Origin of the sequence: Variovorax restrictus, from assembly GCF_051216715.1 — a bacterium.
In the GTDB taxonomy this organism is placed as follows: domain Bacteria; phylum Pseudomonadota; class Gammaproteobacteria; order Burkholderiales; family Burkholderiaceae_C; genus Variovorax.
In genome coordinates, this window is record NZ_JBPJZH010000001.1 from 866,612 (window position 1) to 879,296 (window position 12,685).

At 62.6% G+C, this 12,685-nt stretch carries 13 protein-coding genes; 7 read left to right on the forward strand and 6 right to left on the reverse strand.

Going from position 1 to position 12,685, the window contains the following annotated elements; translation table 11 throughout:
• The first annotated feature begins 28 nt into the window (after window positions 1-28).
• On the forward strand, window positions 29-1,129 hold the full coding sequence (locus ACSFA0_RS04060) for an aminopeptidase (protein WP_435448947.1): 1,101 nt from the start codon (window positions 29-31) through the stop codon (window positions 1,127-1,129).
• Here ACSFA0_RS04060 and ACSFA0_RS04065 read toward each other — a convergent pair.
• The 6 genes from ACSFA0_RS04065 to ACSFA0_RS04090 all read right to left on the reverse strand — a co-directional run bounded on the left by ACSFA0_RS04065 (window position 1,115) and on the right by ACSFA0_RS04090 (window position 6,166).
• A complete protein-coding gene (locus tag ACSFA0_RS04065; protein ID WP_435448948.1) occupies window positions 1,115-1,372 on the reverse strand; it encodes an acyl-CoA-binding protein in 258 nt (85 codons plus the stop codon). The two genes, ACSFA0_RS04060 and ACSFA0_RS04065, sit on opposite strands and share 15 nt — an antisense overlap.
• 57 nt (window positions 1,373-1,429) lie before the next feature.
• Window positions 1,430-2,266, reverse strand: a complete 837-nt coding sequence (locus ACSFA0_RS04070) for a tetratricopeptide repeat protein (protein WP_435448949.1) — start codon at window positions 2,264-2,266, stop codon at window positions 1,430-1,432.
• 49 nt (window positions 2,267-2,315) lie between these two features.
• A complete protein-coding gene (locus tag ACSFA0_RS04075; protein WP_435448950.1) occupies window positions 2,316-2,990 on the reverse strand; it encodes a TetR/AcrR family transcriptional regulator in 675 nt (224 codons plus the stop codon).
• Window positions 2,991-3,088: 98 nt separating this feature from the next.
• A complete protein-coding gene (locus ACSFA0_RS04080) occupies window positions 3,089-3,583 on the reverse strand; it encodes a phasin family protein (protein WP_435448951.1) in 495 nt (164 codons plus the stop codon).
• Between the two features lie 10 nt (window positions 3,584-3,593).
• Window positions 3,594-4,718: a GDP-mannose 4,6-dehydratase gene (gmd, locus tag ACSFA0_RS04085; protein WP_435448952.1), complete on the reverse strand. Its 1,125-nt coding sequence runs from the start codon at window positions 4,716-4,718 to the stop codon at window positions 3,594-3,596.
• A gap of 8 nt (window positions 4,719-4,726) precedes the next feature.
• A complete protein-coding gene (locus ACSFA0_RS04090; RefSeq protein WP_435448953.1) occupies window positions 4,727-6,166 on the reverse strand; it encodes a mannose-1-phosphate guanylyltransferase/mannose-6-phosphate isomerase in 1,440 nt (479 codons plus the stop codon).
• Window positions 6,167-6,478: 312 nt separating this feature from the next.
• Between ACSFA0_RS04090 and rfbB the strand changes: the two genes are divergently transcribed.
• The 6 genes from rfbB to ACSFA0_RS04120 all read left to right on the forward strand — a co-directional run bounded on the left by rfbB (window position 6,479) and on the right by ACSFA0_RS04120 (window position 12,679).
• Complete coding sequence (gene rfbB / locus ACSFA0_RS04095; protein WP_435448954.1) at window positions 6,479-7,558, forward strand: dTDP-glucose 4,6-dehydratase; 1,080 nt, start codon at window positions 6,479-6,481, stop codon at window positions 7,556-7,558.
• Window positions 7,555-8,448 (forward strand): dTDP-4-dehydrorhamnose reductase, encoded by an 894-nt coding sequence (gene rfbD / locus ACSFA0_RS04100; RefSeq protein WP_435448955.1) that lies wholly within the window; start codon window positions 7,555-7,557, stop codon window positions 8,446-8,448. Before rfbB ends, rfbD begins: the two co-directional genes overlap by 4 nt.
• 15 nt (window positions 8,449-8,463) lie before the next feature.
• Window positions 8,464-9,351 carry a glucose-1-phosphate thymidylyltransferase RfbA gene (gene rfbA / locus ACSFA0_RS04105; RefSeq protein WP_435448956.1) on the forward strand — a complete coding sequence of 296 codons (888 nt, stop codon included), beginning with the start codon at window positions 8,464-8,466 and terminating at the stop codon, window positions 9,349-9,351.
• A complete protein-coding gene (gene rfbC / locus ACSFA0_RS04110; protein ID WP_435448957.1) occupies window positions 9,348-9,905 on the forward strand; it encodes a dTDP-4-dehydrorhamnose 3,5-epimerase in 558 nt (185 codons plus the stop codon). The genes rfbA and rfbC overlap by 4 nt, the downstream gene beginning before the upstream one ends.
• A gap of 91 nt (window positions 9,906-9,996) precedes the next feature.
• Window positions 9,997-11,919, forward strand: a complete 1,923-nt coding sequence (locus ACSFA0_RS04115; protein ID WP_435448958.1) for a glycosyltransferase family 4 protein — start codon at window positions 9,997-9,999, stop codon at window positions 11,917-11,919.
• Window positions 11,912-12,679: a glycosyltransferase family 2 protein gene (locus ACSFA0_RS04120; RefSeq protein ID WP_435448959.1), complete on the forward strand. Its 768-nt coding sequence runs from the start codon at window positions 11,912-11,914 to the stop codon at window positions 12,677-12,679. Before ACSFA0_RS04115 ends, ACSFA0_RS04120 begins: the two co-directional genes overlap by 8 nt.
• Window positions 12,680-12,685 lie beyond the last annotated feature (6 nt).

The following is a 12,685-nucleotide window of genomic DNA, read 5'->3' on the forward strand; positions in this document are numbered from 1 at the left end:
GATGGCGCGTCGCGTTGCCGCTGCTCTCATGCTGGGGGCTGCCAGCCTGCTCGCCGGCTGCGCCGACCTCGGCTACTACTGGCAATCGGCCAGCGGCCACCTCGACGTGATGCGCGCCGCGCGGCCGGTGCCGCAGTGGCTCGACGACCCGACCACGCCCGCCGCGCTCAAGACCAAGCTCGAACTCACCCAGCGCATCCGCCGCTTCGCCGTGACCGAACTGCACCTGCCGGACAACCCCAGCTACACCGGTTACGCCGACCTGCACCGCAACGCCGCGGTGTGGAACGTGGTGGCCGCGCCGCCGTATTCGCTCACGCTCAAGACCTGGTGCTTCCCGGTCGCGGGTTGCGTGGGTTACCGCGGTTATTACGACGAGGCGCAAGCAAAGGCCGAAGCCGACGCGCAGCGCGCGCAGGGGCTGGAGGCCGCCGTCTACCCGGTGCCGGCCTACTCCACGCTCGGCTGGCTCAACTGGGCCGGCGGCGACCCGCTGTTGAGCACCTTCATCGGCTACCCCGAAGGCGAGCTGGCGCGGCTGATCTTCCACGAGCTGTCGCACCAGCAGCTGTACGTGGCGGACGACACGCTCTTCAACGAGTCCTTCGCCACCGCGGTCGAGAGCATCGGCGGCGCGCGCTGGCTGGCGACGCAGGCCAGCGACGCGGCGCGCGCCGAATACGTGCAGTACGACGCGCGGCGCCAGCAGTTTCGTGCGCTCACCTTCGCGACGCGGCGGCGGCTGCAGGCGGTCTACACCTCGCCGCAGGCCGAGGCGAAGGATTGGTCGGCGGTGGAGGCCATGAAGCGCGAGGCGATGGCGGCCTTCCGCGCGGACTTCGCGTCGCTGCGCAACGGCTGGCCGCCGCAGCGACAGGCCGCATACGACGCCTGGGCCGCACGTGCCAACAACGCGACCTTCGGCGCCCAGGCCGCCTACGACGACCTGGTGCCGGGCTTCGAGGCGCTGTTCGAGCGCGAAGGCCGCGACTGGCCGCGCTTCTACGCGGCGGTCAAGAAGTTGGAGTCGCTGCCGAAGGACGAGCGCCACGCCGCGCTGCAGGCGGTGGCTCCGCCGGCGCACACGGCCGACATGGCCAACAGGGCGAGGCCCTCAGCCGCGCAGTGACTCGATCAGCTCGACGTACTTCTGCTTCGCATCGTCGGCCGACAGGCCCTTCTGCGCTGTCCAGGCGTCCCATTTGGCGCGCGCCACCACGTCGCTGAAGCTCGGGCGCTTGGCGGCGTTGTCGCCTTCGGTCGCCTGCTTGAACAGGCCGTAGATCTTCAGCAGCGTCGGGTTGTCCGGGCGTTCGGCAAGCAGCTTGGAGTTGGCCTGGGCGGCCTCGAAAAGGGAGTTCAGGTCGGACATGGGCGGGCGTTGGCGAATGGGCTGGGCATCTTAAGTGACGCCCACCGCGCGCTGCCGTCAGTCGGTCAGCCCGGCGCGGGCGAGCTCGACATCCAGCCGCTCGCGCGCGTCGGCCGGCACCACCGCCGCGGCGCGTTCGTAGAGGTTCATCGCGTCGACCAGCCGCCGATCGCCCTGCAGCATCAGCAGGCCCCGCGCGTATTCCATCCAGCCGCTGGCCGACGACGGATTCAGGGCCAGTCCGCGCTCGAACAGCGCGAGCGCGGCCTCGGCGCTCACGTCGTAAGTCATGCGGCCCACCAGCGCACCGACCTTGTCGATCACCTCGGCGTGGAAGGCGCCCAGCGCGATATGGGCGTCGGCGTGATGCGGCTCCAGGGCGATCACGCGCTCCAGCACCGTCTTCACGCGCGTGCCCAGCCCCTGCGCCAACGCGCGCGCCACGCTGATGCCCTGGGCATAGCGCCCCAGGGCATAGGCTTGCCAGAACAGTGCGTGGGCGTTGTGCGGCTCGACGGCTGCCTGCCCGGCGGCGCGCTCGGCCACCTGCAGGAAGAGCGCGAGCCGCACGGCTTCGCGCGGTTCGACGTAGTTGGCATAGATCGCGGTGGCCTGGTTGGCCAGCATCAGTCCTTCGGCGCCGTGCTGCAGCCCGATCGCGGCGGCGCGCTCGAACTCGCCGTTGTGGTAGCAGACCCAGCCCTCGGCCAGCGGCCCCGGCGCAGGCGGCGGCAGCGGGTTGCCGGCATGCAGGCGCGGCCAGGCGGCGAGCAGGCGCGGCGTGTCGAAGCACGGCAGGTCGGCGTAGGGCAGCGGTGCCCACCGGCCGGCCTGCGCGGTGGGCGCATGGCAGCCGGGCGGGAGCAGCGACACGGGGCGCAGATCGGGAGTCATGGTGTCGTGCTCCTGGTGGGGGCGGGTGGGGCGTGTGGGTCGCGGCCGGTCAGGCGGCCATCGCCAGATCGTCGCGCTCGTAGGCGCTGCTCAACGTTAAGAGATGCCGCCGCTGCTCGGGTGCGAGGTAGGGCGCCATCAGGTGCAGCGTGTGGTGCGCGCCGCGCATCAGCGCGCTCTGCGCATGGGCCGGCTCGAGCGCCTCGCGCGGATTGCGCACGTACTCGTAGCTCAGCCAGTAGGTCAGCACCACCACCATGCTCTGCGCAAGCGTGTCGACCTCGCGCGGGTCGATGTCCAGGTGCCCCGCCGCGCCCAGGCCGGCCAGCAGCGTGCGGATGGCCGCGGCCTTCTTCTGCAGCACGAGCTGGAACTGCGTCTCCAGGTGGCGGTTGTTGCTCAGCAGGTCGTTGAGGTCGCGGTAGAGGAAGCGGTAGCGCCACAGTAGCTCGAACAGGCTGTGCATGAAGAACCAAGCGTCTTCCACGTCGTGCACGCCTTCGCTCGCGTGCAGCAGTTCTTCCAGCTCCACTTCGTACTGGCTGTAGAGCCGGTTGATCAGCTCGTCTTTGGCGGGGTAGTGGTAGTAGAGGTTGCCGGGGCTGATGTTCAGTTCACCGGCCACGAGCGTGGTCGACACGTTCGGCTCGCCGAAGCGATTGAACAGGTCGAGCGCTGCTTCAAGGATGCGCTCTGCAGTGCGGCGCGGCGCCTTCTTGGCCATGTGGGAGCCCCGGTTGTCTCTTCAGGGCCACTCTAGCGCAAAGGGGCCTATGTGGGCATGCGGGTCGTGCCCCCTAATCAGGGCCAGCAGAGGCTGGATCAGGGTTTGTCTGCACGCGGCGCGCGGCGGCGCGACGGCTTCGCGGCCTTGGCGGCTGCAGCACCGGCCTTGGCCGTGCCGCGGCTCGGTGGCTTGCGCGACGCTGCCGCCGCGGGCTTCTGCGTGGCCAGCCGTGCCTCGAGCGCTTCGACGCGGGCCTGCAGCGCCGCGAATTCGGCCGCCGAGGGCGCGCCCAGATGCGCCAATGCCCGTGCCACGCGTTCTTCGAAGATGTTCTCGAGTTTGCCGAAGCCGCCACTGGCCTTCGCGCCGAACTCACTGGCCAGCCCGGCCATGCGGGTCTGGGCCTGGCTCATCGTTTCTTCGGCCGCCTGCTGCGTCTTCTTCTGAAGACCGGCGCCGTCCTTCACCAGCGCCTCGAAGGCCTTGCTGCCCTCTTGCTGCATCTTGGCGAAGGCGCCCAGCCCGGCCAGCCAGATCTGCTGGGCCGAGTCCTTGATGGGGTCCTTGGGCTTGTCGTCCTGGGTGGCCATGGGAATGCCTTCAGTCTTCGCGGCTGACCGCCACGCTGTAGCCGTGCTTCTTGAGCAGCGAATGCTGGCGCGCGGCCTCGAGGTCGTTGGCGACCATCTCGCTGATCATCTCGTCCAGGGTGATCTCGGGGATCCAGCCCAGGTCCTGCTTGGCAAGGGCCGGGTCGCCCAGCAGCGTCTCGACTTCCGCCGGGCGGAAGTAGCGCGGGTCGACCGACACGATCACGTCGCCTGGCTTCACGCCGGGCGCGTCGGCGCCCTCGATGCTGCGCACCACGGCCTTCTCTTCGACGCCCGTGCCAACGAAGTCGAGCGTGATCCCGAGTTCGGCCGCCGTCTTGCGCACGAAGTCGCGCACGCTGTACTGCACGCCGGTGGCGATCACGTAGTCCTTGGCGGCGTCCTGCTGCAGCATCATCCATTGCATGCGGACGTAGTCCTTGGCATGGCCCCAGTCGCGCAGCGCGTCGAGGTTGCCGACGAACAGGCACTGCTCCAGGCCCTGAGCGATGTTGCAGATGCCACGGGTGATCTTGCGTGTCACGAAGGTCTCGCCGCGACGCGGGCTCTCGTGGTTGAACAGGATCCCGTTGCAGGCGTACATGCCGTACGCCTCGCGGTAGTTCTTCGTGATCCAGTAGGCGTACAGCTTGGCCACGCCATAGGGGCTGCGCGGGTAGAAGGGCGTGCTCTCGCGCTGGGGGATTTCCTGCACCAGGCCGTACAGCTCGCTGGTGCTGGCCTGGTAGAAGCGGGTCTTGTCCTGCATGCCGAGCAGGCGCACCGCTTCGAGCAGGCGAAGCGTGCCGATGGCGTCGACATCCGCGGTGTATTCGGGCGCCTCGAAGCTCACCGCCACATGGCTTTGCGCGCCCAGGTTGTAGATCTCGTCGGGTTGCACCTGCTGCACGATGCGCGTCAGGTTGCTGGTGTCCGTCAGGTCGCCGTAGTGCAGATGCAGCTTGCGGTTCTTCTCGTGCGGGTCCTGGTAGAGATGGTCGATGCGATCGGTGTTGAACGACGAGGCCCGGCGCTTGATGCCGTGGACCTCGTAGCCCTTTTCCAGCAGAAATTCGGCGAGGTACGAGCCGTCCTGGCCGGTGATGCCGGTGATGAGTGCTTTCTTTGCGGTCATGGCTAACGTTATTTGGTTTTGGCGGTGATGGGGGTGACACGGCCGTAGGTGTCGTCGAAGCGGACGATGTCGTCTTCGCCGAGGTAGCCGCCGGACTGCACTTCGATCACTTCGAGCATGATCTTGCCGGGGTTCTCCAGCCGGTGCACCGTGCCCAGTGGGATGTAGACCGACTCGTTCTCGCGCACGAGGATCGTCTCGTCGTCGCGCGTCACCTTGGCGGTGCCCTTGACCACCACCCAGTGTTCCGCGCGGTGGTGGTGCATCTGCAGCGACAGCTTGGCGCCTGGCTTGACCGTCAGTCGCTTGACCTGGAAGCGCTCGGCCGCGTCGACGCTGTCGTAGGCGCCCCAGGGGCGGGCCACGCGGCGGTGCTCGGTCGCTTCGAGGCGGCCCTCTCGGTTGAGCATGTTCACCACATCCTTCACCTGTTCGGCGCAGGCGGTGCTGGCGACCAGCAGGGCGTCTTGCGTGTCCACGATGATCAGGTCTTCGGTGCCCAGGGCGACCACGGGCCGGATCGGCGCATGCACGAAGGTGTTGTGCGCATTCAGGGCGCTGGCCATGCCGCTGAGCCGGTTGCCGTCGTCATCGGCCGGGTACAGGTCGGCGACGGCGTTCCAGCTGCCCACGTCGCTCCAGGCGCCGGCAAACGGAATCACGGCGATGTGGGTGTGCTTTTCGAGCACGGCGTAGTCGATGCTGTCGCTGCGGCAGGCCTCGAAGGCTTCGCGGTTCAGGCGCACGAAGCTGCCGTCGACGTCCGGTGCGGTGGTCGCCTGCTGGCAGGCGGCCAGGATGTCCGGCGCGTGCTGGCGCAACGCGTCGATCAGCACGCGTGCCTGCACCAGGAAAATGCCGGCGTTCCAGAAATAGCCGCCCTTGAGCAGCAGGGCCTGCGCCACATCGGCGGTCGGCTTCTCGACGAAGCGAACCACCGCGCGCCCGACGCCATCGGCTGCACCACCAGCCAGCGCCGCGCCGGACTCGATGTAGCCATAGGCCGTGCTCGGGAAGCTCGGCACCACGCCGAAGGTCACGATGTGGCCAGCCAGCGCCGCATCGATGCCGCTGCGCACCGTCTGGGCGAAGAGGGCGGCGTCGGGGATGTGGTGATCGGCCGGCGCGAAGAGCAGCAGGTCGTCGGCGTCTGCGAGCAGGGCGGCTGCAGCCATCGCGGCCGCGGTGTTGCGCGCCACGGGTTCGAGGAGCTGCTTGCCCTGGACTTTGGCGGCGTCCAGCGCCTCCTGCACCAGGAAGCGATGCTCGTCCGACGCCACGCAGCAGATGTCGCTGTTGAGTTCGCGCAGCCGCTCCAGGGTGAGCTGGAGCAGGCTCTTGTTATCGATCAGCGGCGCGAACTGCTTGGGCAACGCCTTGCGCGAGAGGGGCCAAAGCCGGGTGCCGCTGCCGCCGCACAGGACGACAGGATGAATGGAGATGGTCATGGTGTGAGCCTGGGCTCGCAGGCCCTGGAAACGCCGGACGGGATCGTGGAGTCACGATGCACCCGATGGCGGGATTAAAACTAAAGCTAACAGACTGTAGCGCGGGATTGTTTCCAATCGTATTGGCCGTGGGGTCGAGGATGTCGCATTTTCGTGGCTTTGTACCCAAATCACGGGGCTTGGCGGGGGCGTTTCTTTCGGCTACACAGATGTAACGGTCGGCACGCCGCACCTGTCATGTGTCCGTCATGCCCCATGGATAATCGCGAGCTGCCCGGGAACGGGCTTCATCAACGGACCAAGACCTCCCACATGATCCTCGTCACCGGCGGCGCCGGCTTCATCGGCGCCAACTTCGTACTCGACTGGCTTGCACAAAACGACGAGCCGATCGTCAATCTCGACAAGTTGACCTATGCCGGCAACCGCGAGACGCTGGCGTCGCTCGTCGGTGACGCCCGTCATGTCTTCGTGCAGGGCGACATCGGTGACAGCGCGCTGGTCGACCAACTGCTGGCCACGCACCGCCCGCGTGCCGTTGTGAACTTCGCCGCCGAGTCGCATGTGGACCGCTCCATCCACGGGCCCGAGGATTTTGTCCAGACCAATGTGCTCGGCACCTTCAGGCTGCTGGAATCGGTGCGCGGACACTGGAATGCGCTCCCTCCGGACGAAAAGGGCGCCTTCCGCTTCCTGCATGTGTCGACCGACGAGGTGTACGGCTCCCTGTCGGCCACCGATCCGGCCTTCACCGAAGAGAACAAGTACGAGCCCAACAGCCCCTATTCGGCCAGCAAGGCCGCCAGCGACCACATGGTGCGCGCCTGGCACCACACCTACGGGCTGCCGGTGGTGACGACGAACTGCTCGAACAACTACGGCCCCTACCACTTCCCCGAAAAGCTCATTCCCCTGATGATCGTCAACGCCCTGGCCGGCAAGCCCTTGCCGGTGTACGGCGATGGCATGCAGGTGCGCGACTGGCTCTACGTGAAGGACCACTGCAGCGCCATCCGCCGCGTGCTCCAGGACGGCCGGCTGGGCGAGACCTACAACGTCGGCGGCTGGAACGAGAAGCCCAACATCGAGATCGTCAACACCGTCTGCGCGTTGCTCGACGAACTTCGCCCCCGCACCGACGGCAAGAGCTACCGCGAACAGATCAGCTACGTGACCGACCGCCCCGGCCATGACCGGCGCTACGCCATCGACGCGCGTAAGCTCGAGCGCGAGATGGGCTGGAAGCCCGCCGAAACCTTCGACACCGGCATTCGCAAGACGGTTGAGTGGTACCTGGCCAACGGCGAGTGGGTGGCCAACGTGCAAAGCGGGGCTTACCGCGACTGGGTGCAGAAGCAGTACGAGGCGCCTTCGGCCAGGGCGGGCGCATGAAGCTGCTGTTGCTGGGCAAGGGCGGGCAGGTCGGATGGGAGCTGCAGCGCAGCCTGGCACCGCTGGGCGAACTGGTCGCCCTCGATTTCGACAGCACCGACTTGCACGCCGACTTCAGCCGGCCTGACCTGTTGGCCGACACTGTCCGCAAGGTGCGCCCCGACGTGATCGTGAACGCCGCGGCGCACACCGCCGTCGACAAGGCCGAAAGCGAACCCGAGTTCGCGCGGACGCTCAACGCCACGTCGCCAGGCGTCGTGGCCCAGGCCGCCCATGAGGTTGGCGCGCTGATGGTCCATTACTCGACCGACTACGTCTTCGACGGCAGCGGCAGCGCGCCGCGAACGGAAGACGACCCGACCGGCCCGCTGAGCGTGTACGGGCGAACCAAGCTGGAAGGCGAGCAGTTGGTCGCGCAGGCCTGCCCACGCCACCTCATCTTTCGCACCAGCTGGGTCTACGCCGCACGCGGCGGCAACTTCGCCAAGACCATGCTGCGCCTGGCCAAGGAGCGCGACCGGCTCACCGTCATCGACGACCAGTTCGGTGCGCCGACCGGTGCAGAGCTGCTGGCCGACGTCACGGCCCACGCGATTCGCGCCACCGTGAACGACGCGGGGAAAGCCGGTCTCTATCACCTCGTCGCCGGCGGCGAAACCACCTGGCACGGCTACGCACGTTTCGTGATCGAGCACGCCCGCGCGGCCGGCGTCGACATCAAGGTCGCTGCCGATGCGATCGCGCCGGTGCCCACCACCGACTTTCCGACGCCGGCCCGGCGGCCGCTCAACTCGCGGCTGACCACCACCAAACTGCAGTCGGCCTTCGGGCTGGTGCTGCCGGCGTGGCAGACGGGCGTGGCGCGGATGCTGCAAGAAACTCTCGGATAACAAGGGACATCACGAATGACAAAACGCAAGGGAATCATCCTGGCCGGCGGCTCCGGCACCCGACTGCACCCGGCCACGCTGGCCATGAGCAAGCAATTGCTGCCGGTGTACGACAAACCCATGATCTATTACCCCCTGAGCACGCTGATGCTCGGCGGCATGCGCGACATCCTCATCATCAGCACCCCGCAAGACACGCCGCGCTTTCAGCAATTGCTGGGCGACGGCAGCCAATGGGGCATGAACCTGCAGTACGCGGTGCAGCCGAGCCCGGACGGGCTGGCGCAGGCTTTCCTGATTGGCGAGGACTTTCTTGCGGGCGCGCCGAGCGCGCTGGTGCTGGGCGACAACCTGTTCTACGGACACGACTTCGCCCAACTGCTCTCCGACGCAGACGCCCAGCCTTCGGGTGCCACCGTGTTCGCCTATCACGTGCAGGACCCGGAACGCTACGGCGTGGTCGCGTTCGACATCGGTGGCAGGGCCAGCAGCATCGAAGAGAAGCCCACCCACCCCAAGAGCAGCTACGCCGTGACGGGCCTGTATTTCTATGACAACCAGGTCGTCGACATCGCCAAGGCCGTCAAGCCCAGCGCGCGCGGTGAGCTGGAGATCACCGCCGTCAACCAGGCGTACCTGGACGCCGGCGCGCTCAATGTTCAGATCATGCAGCGTGGCTATGCGTGGCTGGACACCGGCACCCACGAGAGTCTGCTGGAGGCCGGCCAGTTCATCGCCACGCTGGAGCATCGACAAGGCTTGAAGATCGCCTGCCCGGAAGAGATTGCTTGGCGCGCCGGGTTCATCGACACCGAGCAGCTTCGCAAGTTGGCTGCACCGCTGCAGAAGAATGGCTACGGCAAGTACCTGAACCATCTGCTGGCAGAGGGGGTGCGTTCGTGAGGATCGTCAACACATCGATCCCTGATGTATTAATCATCGAACCGAAGGTTTTTGGTGACGCCAGAGGCTTCTTCTTTGAAAGTTTCAATCAGGGATTGTTTGAAGAAGCTGTTGGAAAAAAAGCGGATTTCGTTCAGGATAATCATTCCAGATCTTCCAAAGGTGTGCTCAGGGGGCTGCATTACCAAATCAAAAAGACCCAAGGCAAATTGGTTCGGGTGACGAGCGGTTCGGTCTTCGATGTGGCTGTTGACATCAGGCGATCATCATCCACATTTGGCCAATGGGTTGGCGCTGAGTTAAGCGAGCAAAACCACAGGCAGATGTGGGTGCCCCCGGGGTTTGCTCACGGATTTTTGGTGTTGTCCAATACGGCCGATTTTCTCTATAAAACAACTGATTACTACGCCCCCGAATATGAAAGATGCATCATTTGGAACGATGGCGATCTCAATATCGATTGGCCTAATCTGGGTGGCGAGCCAGCGCTCTCGAAAAAAGACAGTGTAGGAGCGCCCTTCAAGCAAGCGGAGGTCTTTGACCGTATTCCATAGGGCTCTCAAGTGCGTGTAAGCCTTTCGGCTGAGAGCGCTTTCGAAGTTTTTCCGACGAAGATTGATCCCGTATGCGCTCTCGAAGAAAATAATGAATCCGAGAACAAAATTTGGTGAGTGGCTGCGAACGATTCGCGAGCATCGTTACAGATCTCTGCTCAAGCAATCACACCTGTTCGATGCTAAATGGTATCTAGAACAAAACCCGGACGTGCCTGAGAATGATGCGTTCGGTCATTATCTTCGATATGGCGGCAGGGAGGGGCGGGCGGCCAGCGCGGAATTTGACTCTGCTTGGTATATGAGGCACTACGAGGATGTCAGATCAAGTGGAATGAACCCGTTGATTCACTATCTGGTCCGGGGTGCGAGCGAGAATCGGAAAACTCGCGACGGTCGGGGGAGCGCTGAAATTCCCAATCCATACGCAGTAGAATCAAATGCGCCCTTAAGTGAGCAAGAACTTCGAGACATTGAAACGCTGAAAAATACTGAGCTGTTTGACCCAAGGTATTATTTGGATCAAGTCTCCGGCCGTGAAGGTCTGGACCCGTACCTTCACTTCTTGCGTTACGGCGGGTTTGAAGGGCTAAAGGCTAGCGAAAATTTCGACTGTGGGTGGTATAACGCGATATACCCGGACGTGGTTTTGCACAAAGTTAATCCTTTGCTTCACTACATTAATTACGGGATTAAAGAAGGCCGTTTGAACGGAATATCGCCTAGGACTGCTGCTGTCGTTAGGCGAACTGTCAGTGAGCTAACGCCGCTTGATCCCGAAATCGAGTCATGTCATCCACTTCATGAAAAGTACCTGCGACTTTGGCAGAATTTCAGTATCCCATCTGACGAGTTCACAGCTGTATGGAGTCAGATATTTCATGATCTGCCGAGTGGAATCCGGCACATTCTATTTATGCCGTGGTTGGTAAAGGGAGGCGCTGACTTGGCTGGCGTCAATATGCTTCGGGCAGCTCAGGAAGCCTTGGGGACCGATGCTACGCTGTTAGTGCTAACCGACTATCCCAACATCGATGCTTTCGATTGGCTTCCCTCCGGGTCTCAAGTGCTTGTCTTGTCCGACTACGGCGAAAAAATAAGCGAACGAAATAGGCAAAGAATTGTCGAGGCGCTGATCTTTGTTTTGCGACCTGCGTCAATCATGAACGTCAATAGTCGCGCTTGCTGGGATCTAATCGTTGAAAAGGGCAGAGCGATCCGCACGATTTGCCGCGTTTATGCGGCGTTGTTCTGTCGGGATTTTACCGCGGATGGAAGAGGCGCTGGGTACGCGGATACGCATCTGCGCACCGCTATTAAAAACATCGATGCGATCTACTTCGATACAAAAGTTTTTATTGAAGAAATTATTACTCGATATGGCTTGCCCAAATCGATTTGGGCGAAACTTCAATTTCTGCCTCAGCCTGCACTGAGCGACTTGGGGGATTTTTCAGCGAGCGCGATCGCTGGTTCTTCTGGCAAGCTGTTGTGGGCGGGCCGCTTTTGCTATCAAAAAAACACTGAACTTCTCGGTCGGATTATCAAGACGTTGCCGGATATTTCGCTAGACATCTATGGGGTAGGCGAGATCGATCGGGAGGAAGAACTCAAAAAATTAGCCAACCGGAACCCAGGCGTGAGCGTTCTGGGGGAATTTGCTTCCTTCAGCAGCCTCCCGCTCGAAAAATATTCTGCTTTCATCTTTACCTCGCGCTTTGAAGGAATGCCTACGGTGCTCATCAATGCTGCGTCTGCTGGAATTCCAATCATAGCGAGCAATGTAGGTGGCGTGTCTGAACTGGTGACGAATGAGACCGGATGGTTAATCGACGCAATAGAGGACGAGAATGCGTATTGCAACGCGGTAATTGAAGTTACGTCCAATCCATTAGAAGTCGCCCGCCGGCAGTTGGCAATGCGCGAAAAGCTTGGCTCGGAACGCTCGTGGAAGAGTTTTAAGTATAAACTCACTTCTTCGGTTTTTAATGCGGAGCCTCACCGTCATGCATAAGGTCGACGTTACCGCCATCGTAAATGCTCACAGAGAGGGACTGTTGCTCAAGCCAGCGCTGGAAAGCGTCCGCACTTGCTTTAAGTTGGCGCGACAAAGCGGCGTCACAACTGAACTGTTGATTGCGATGGACCGTTCCGATCAATTCAGTGTAGAGGTTGTCGAGAATTGTGTATCTGATATTGAAAACTCTCGGATAGTGCCGATGGACTATGGCGACGTAGGCCATTGCCGGAATGAAGCTGCAATCTTGGCGAACGGCGAATACGTCGCCTTTTTGGACGGGGATGACTTATGGGGGGGGAATTGGTTGACCGACGCGCTTTCAATGGCGCGTTTAGATGGTCGAGAGTTGGTGCTCCATCCAGAGGTAAATGTCTACTTTGGACATGACCCTCATGTCTTCGTTCACGTCGACTCTGAGAGTAGTGCGTTTAGTATCGGGCCGCTGGCGTTGGTGAATTACTGGACATCGTTGTGCTTTGTACGAAGGAAATTTTTAGTCCAACATCCTTATCCCGAAACTAACTTGGTCGCACAAATCGGTTATGAGGATTGGGGTTGGAATTTGAAGACGATGTCGGCGGGGGCAATTCACAAATGTGTCCCTGAAACAGGTCATGCTATACGGATGAAGCAGATTTCTTTGGTGCGGCAAACAACCTCTGCTGGATGTATCGCCGCACCAAGCGAGATTTTCGAGCAGTACCTTCAGCGAACAAAAAAAAATGCTCAGAGCAAGCTTCGTGTTGCAGTCTGAGCCAAG

What these genes read in the sequence shown, in the direction of transcription:
- ACSFA0_RS04060 (WP_435448947.1), top strand. Translation starts at nt 29, where the DNA reads ATGCTGGGGGCTGCCAGCCTGCTCGCCGGCTGCGCCGACCTCGGCTAC.
- ACSFA0_RS04065 (WP_435448948.1), bottom strand. Translation starts at nt 1,372, where the DNA reads ATGTCCGACCTGAACTCCCTTTTCGAGGCCGCCCAGGCCAACTCCAAG.
- ACSFA0_RS04070 (WP_435448949.1), bottom strand. Translation starts at nt 2,266, where the DNA reads ATGACTCCCGATCTGCGCCCCGTGTCGCTGCTCCCGCCCGGCTGCCAT.
- ACSFA0_RS04075 (WP_435448950.1), bottom strand. Translation starts at nt 2,990, where the DNA reads ATGGCCAAGAAGGCGCCGCGCCGCACTGCAGAGCGCATCCTTGAAGCA.
- ACSFA0_RS04080 (WP_435448951.1), bottom strand. Translation starts at nt 3,583, where the DNA reads ATGGCCACCCAGGACGACAAGCCCAAGGACCCCATCAAGGACTCGGCC.
- gmd (WP_435448952.1), bottom strand. Translation starts at nt 4,718, where the DNA reads ATGACCGCAAAGAAAGCACTCATCACCGGCATCACCGGCCAGGACGGC.
- ACSFA0_RS04090 (WP_435448953.1), bottom strand. Translation starts at nt 6,166, where the DNA reads ATGACCATCTCCATTCATCCTGTCGTCCTGTGCGGCGGCAGCGGCACC.
- rfbB (WP_435448954.1), top strand. Translation starts at nt 6,479, where the DNA reads ATGATCCTCGTCACCGGCGGCGCCGGCTTCATCGGCGCCAACTTCGTA.
- rfbD (WP_435448955.1), top strand. Translation starts at nt 7,555, where the DNA reads ATGAAGCTGCTGTTGCTGGGCAAGGGCGGGCAGGTCGGATGGGAGCTG.
- rfbA (WP_435448956.1), top strand. Translation starts at nt 8,464, where the DNA reads ATGACAAAACGCAAGGGAATCATCCTGGCCGGCGGCTCCGGCACCCGA.
- ACSFA0_RS04115 (WP_435448958.1), top strand. Translation starts at nt 9,997, where the DNA reads ATGAATCCGAGAACAAAATTTGGTGAGTGGCTGCGAACGATTCGCGAG.
- ACSFA0_RS04120 (WP_435448959.1), top strand. Translation starts at nt 11,912, where the DNA reads ATGCATAAGGTCGACGTTACCGCCATCGTAAATGCTCACAGAGAGGGA.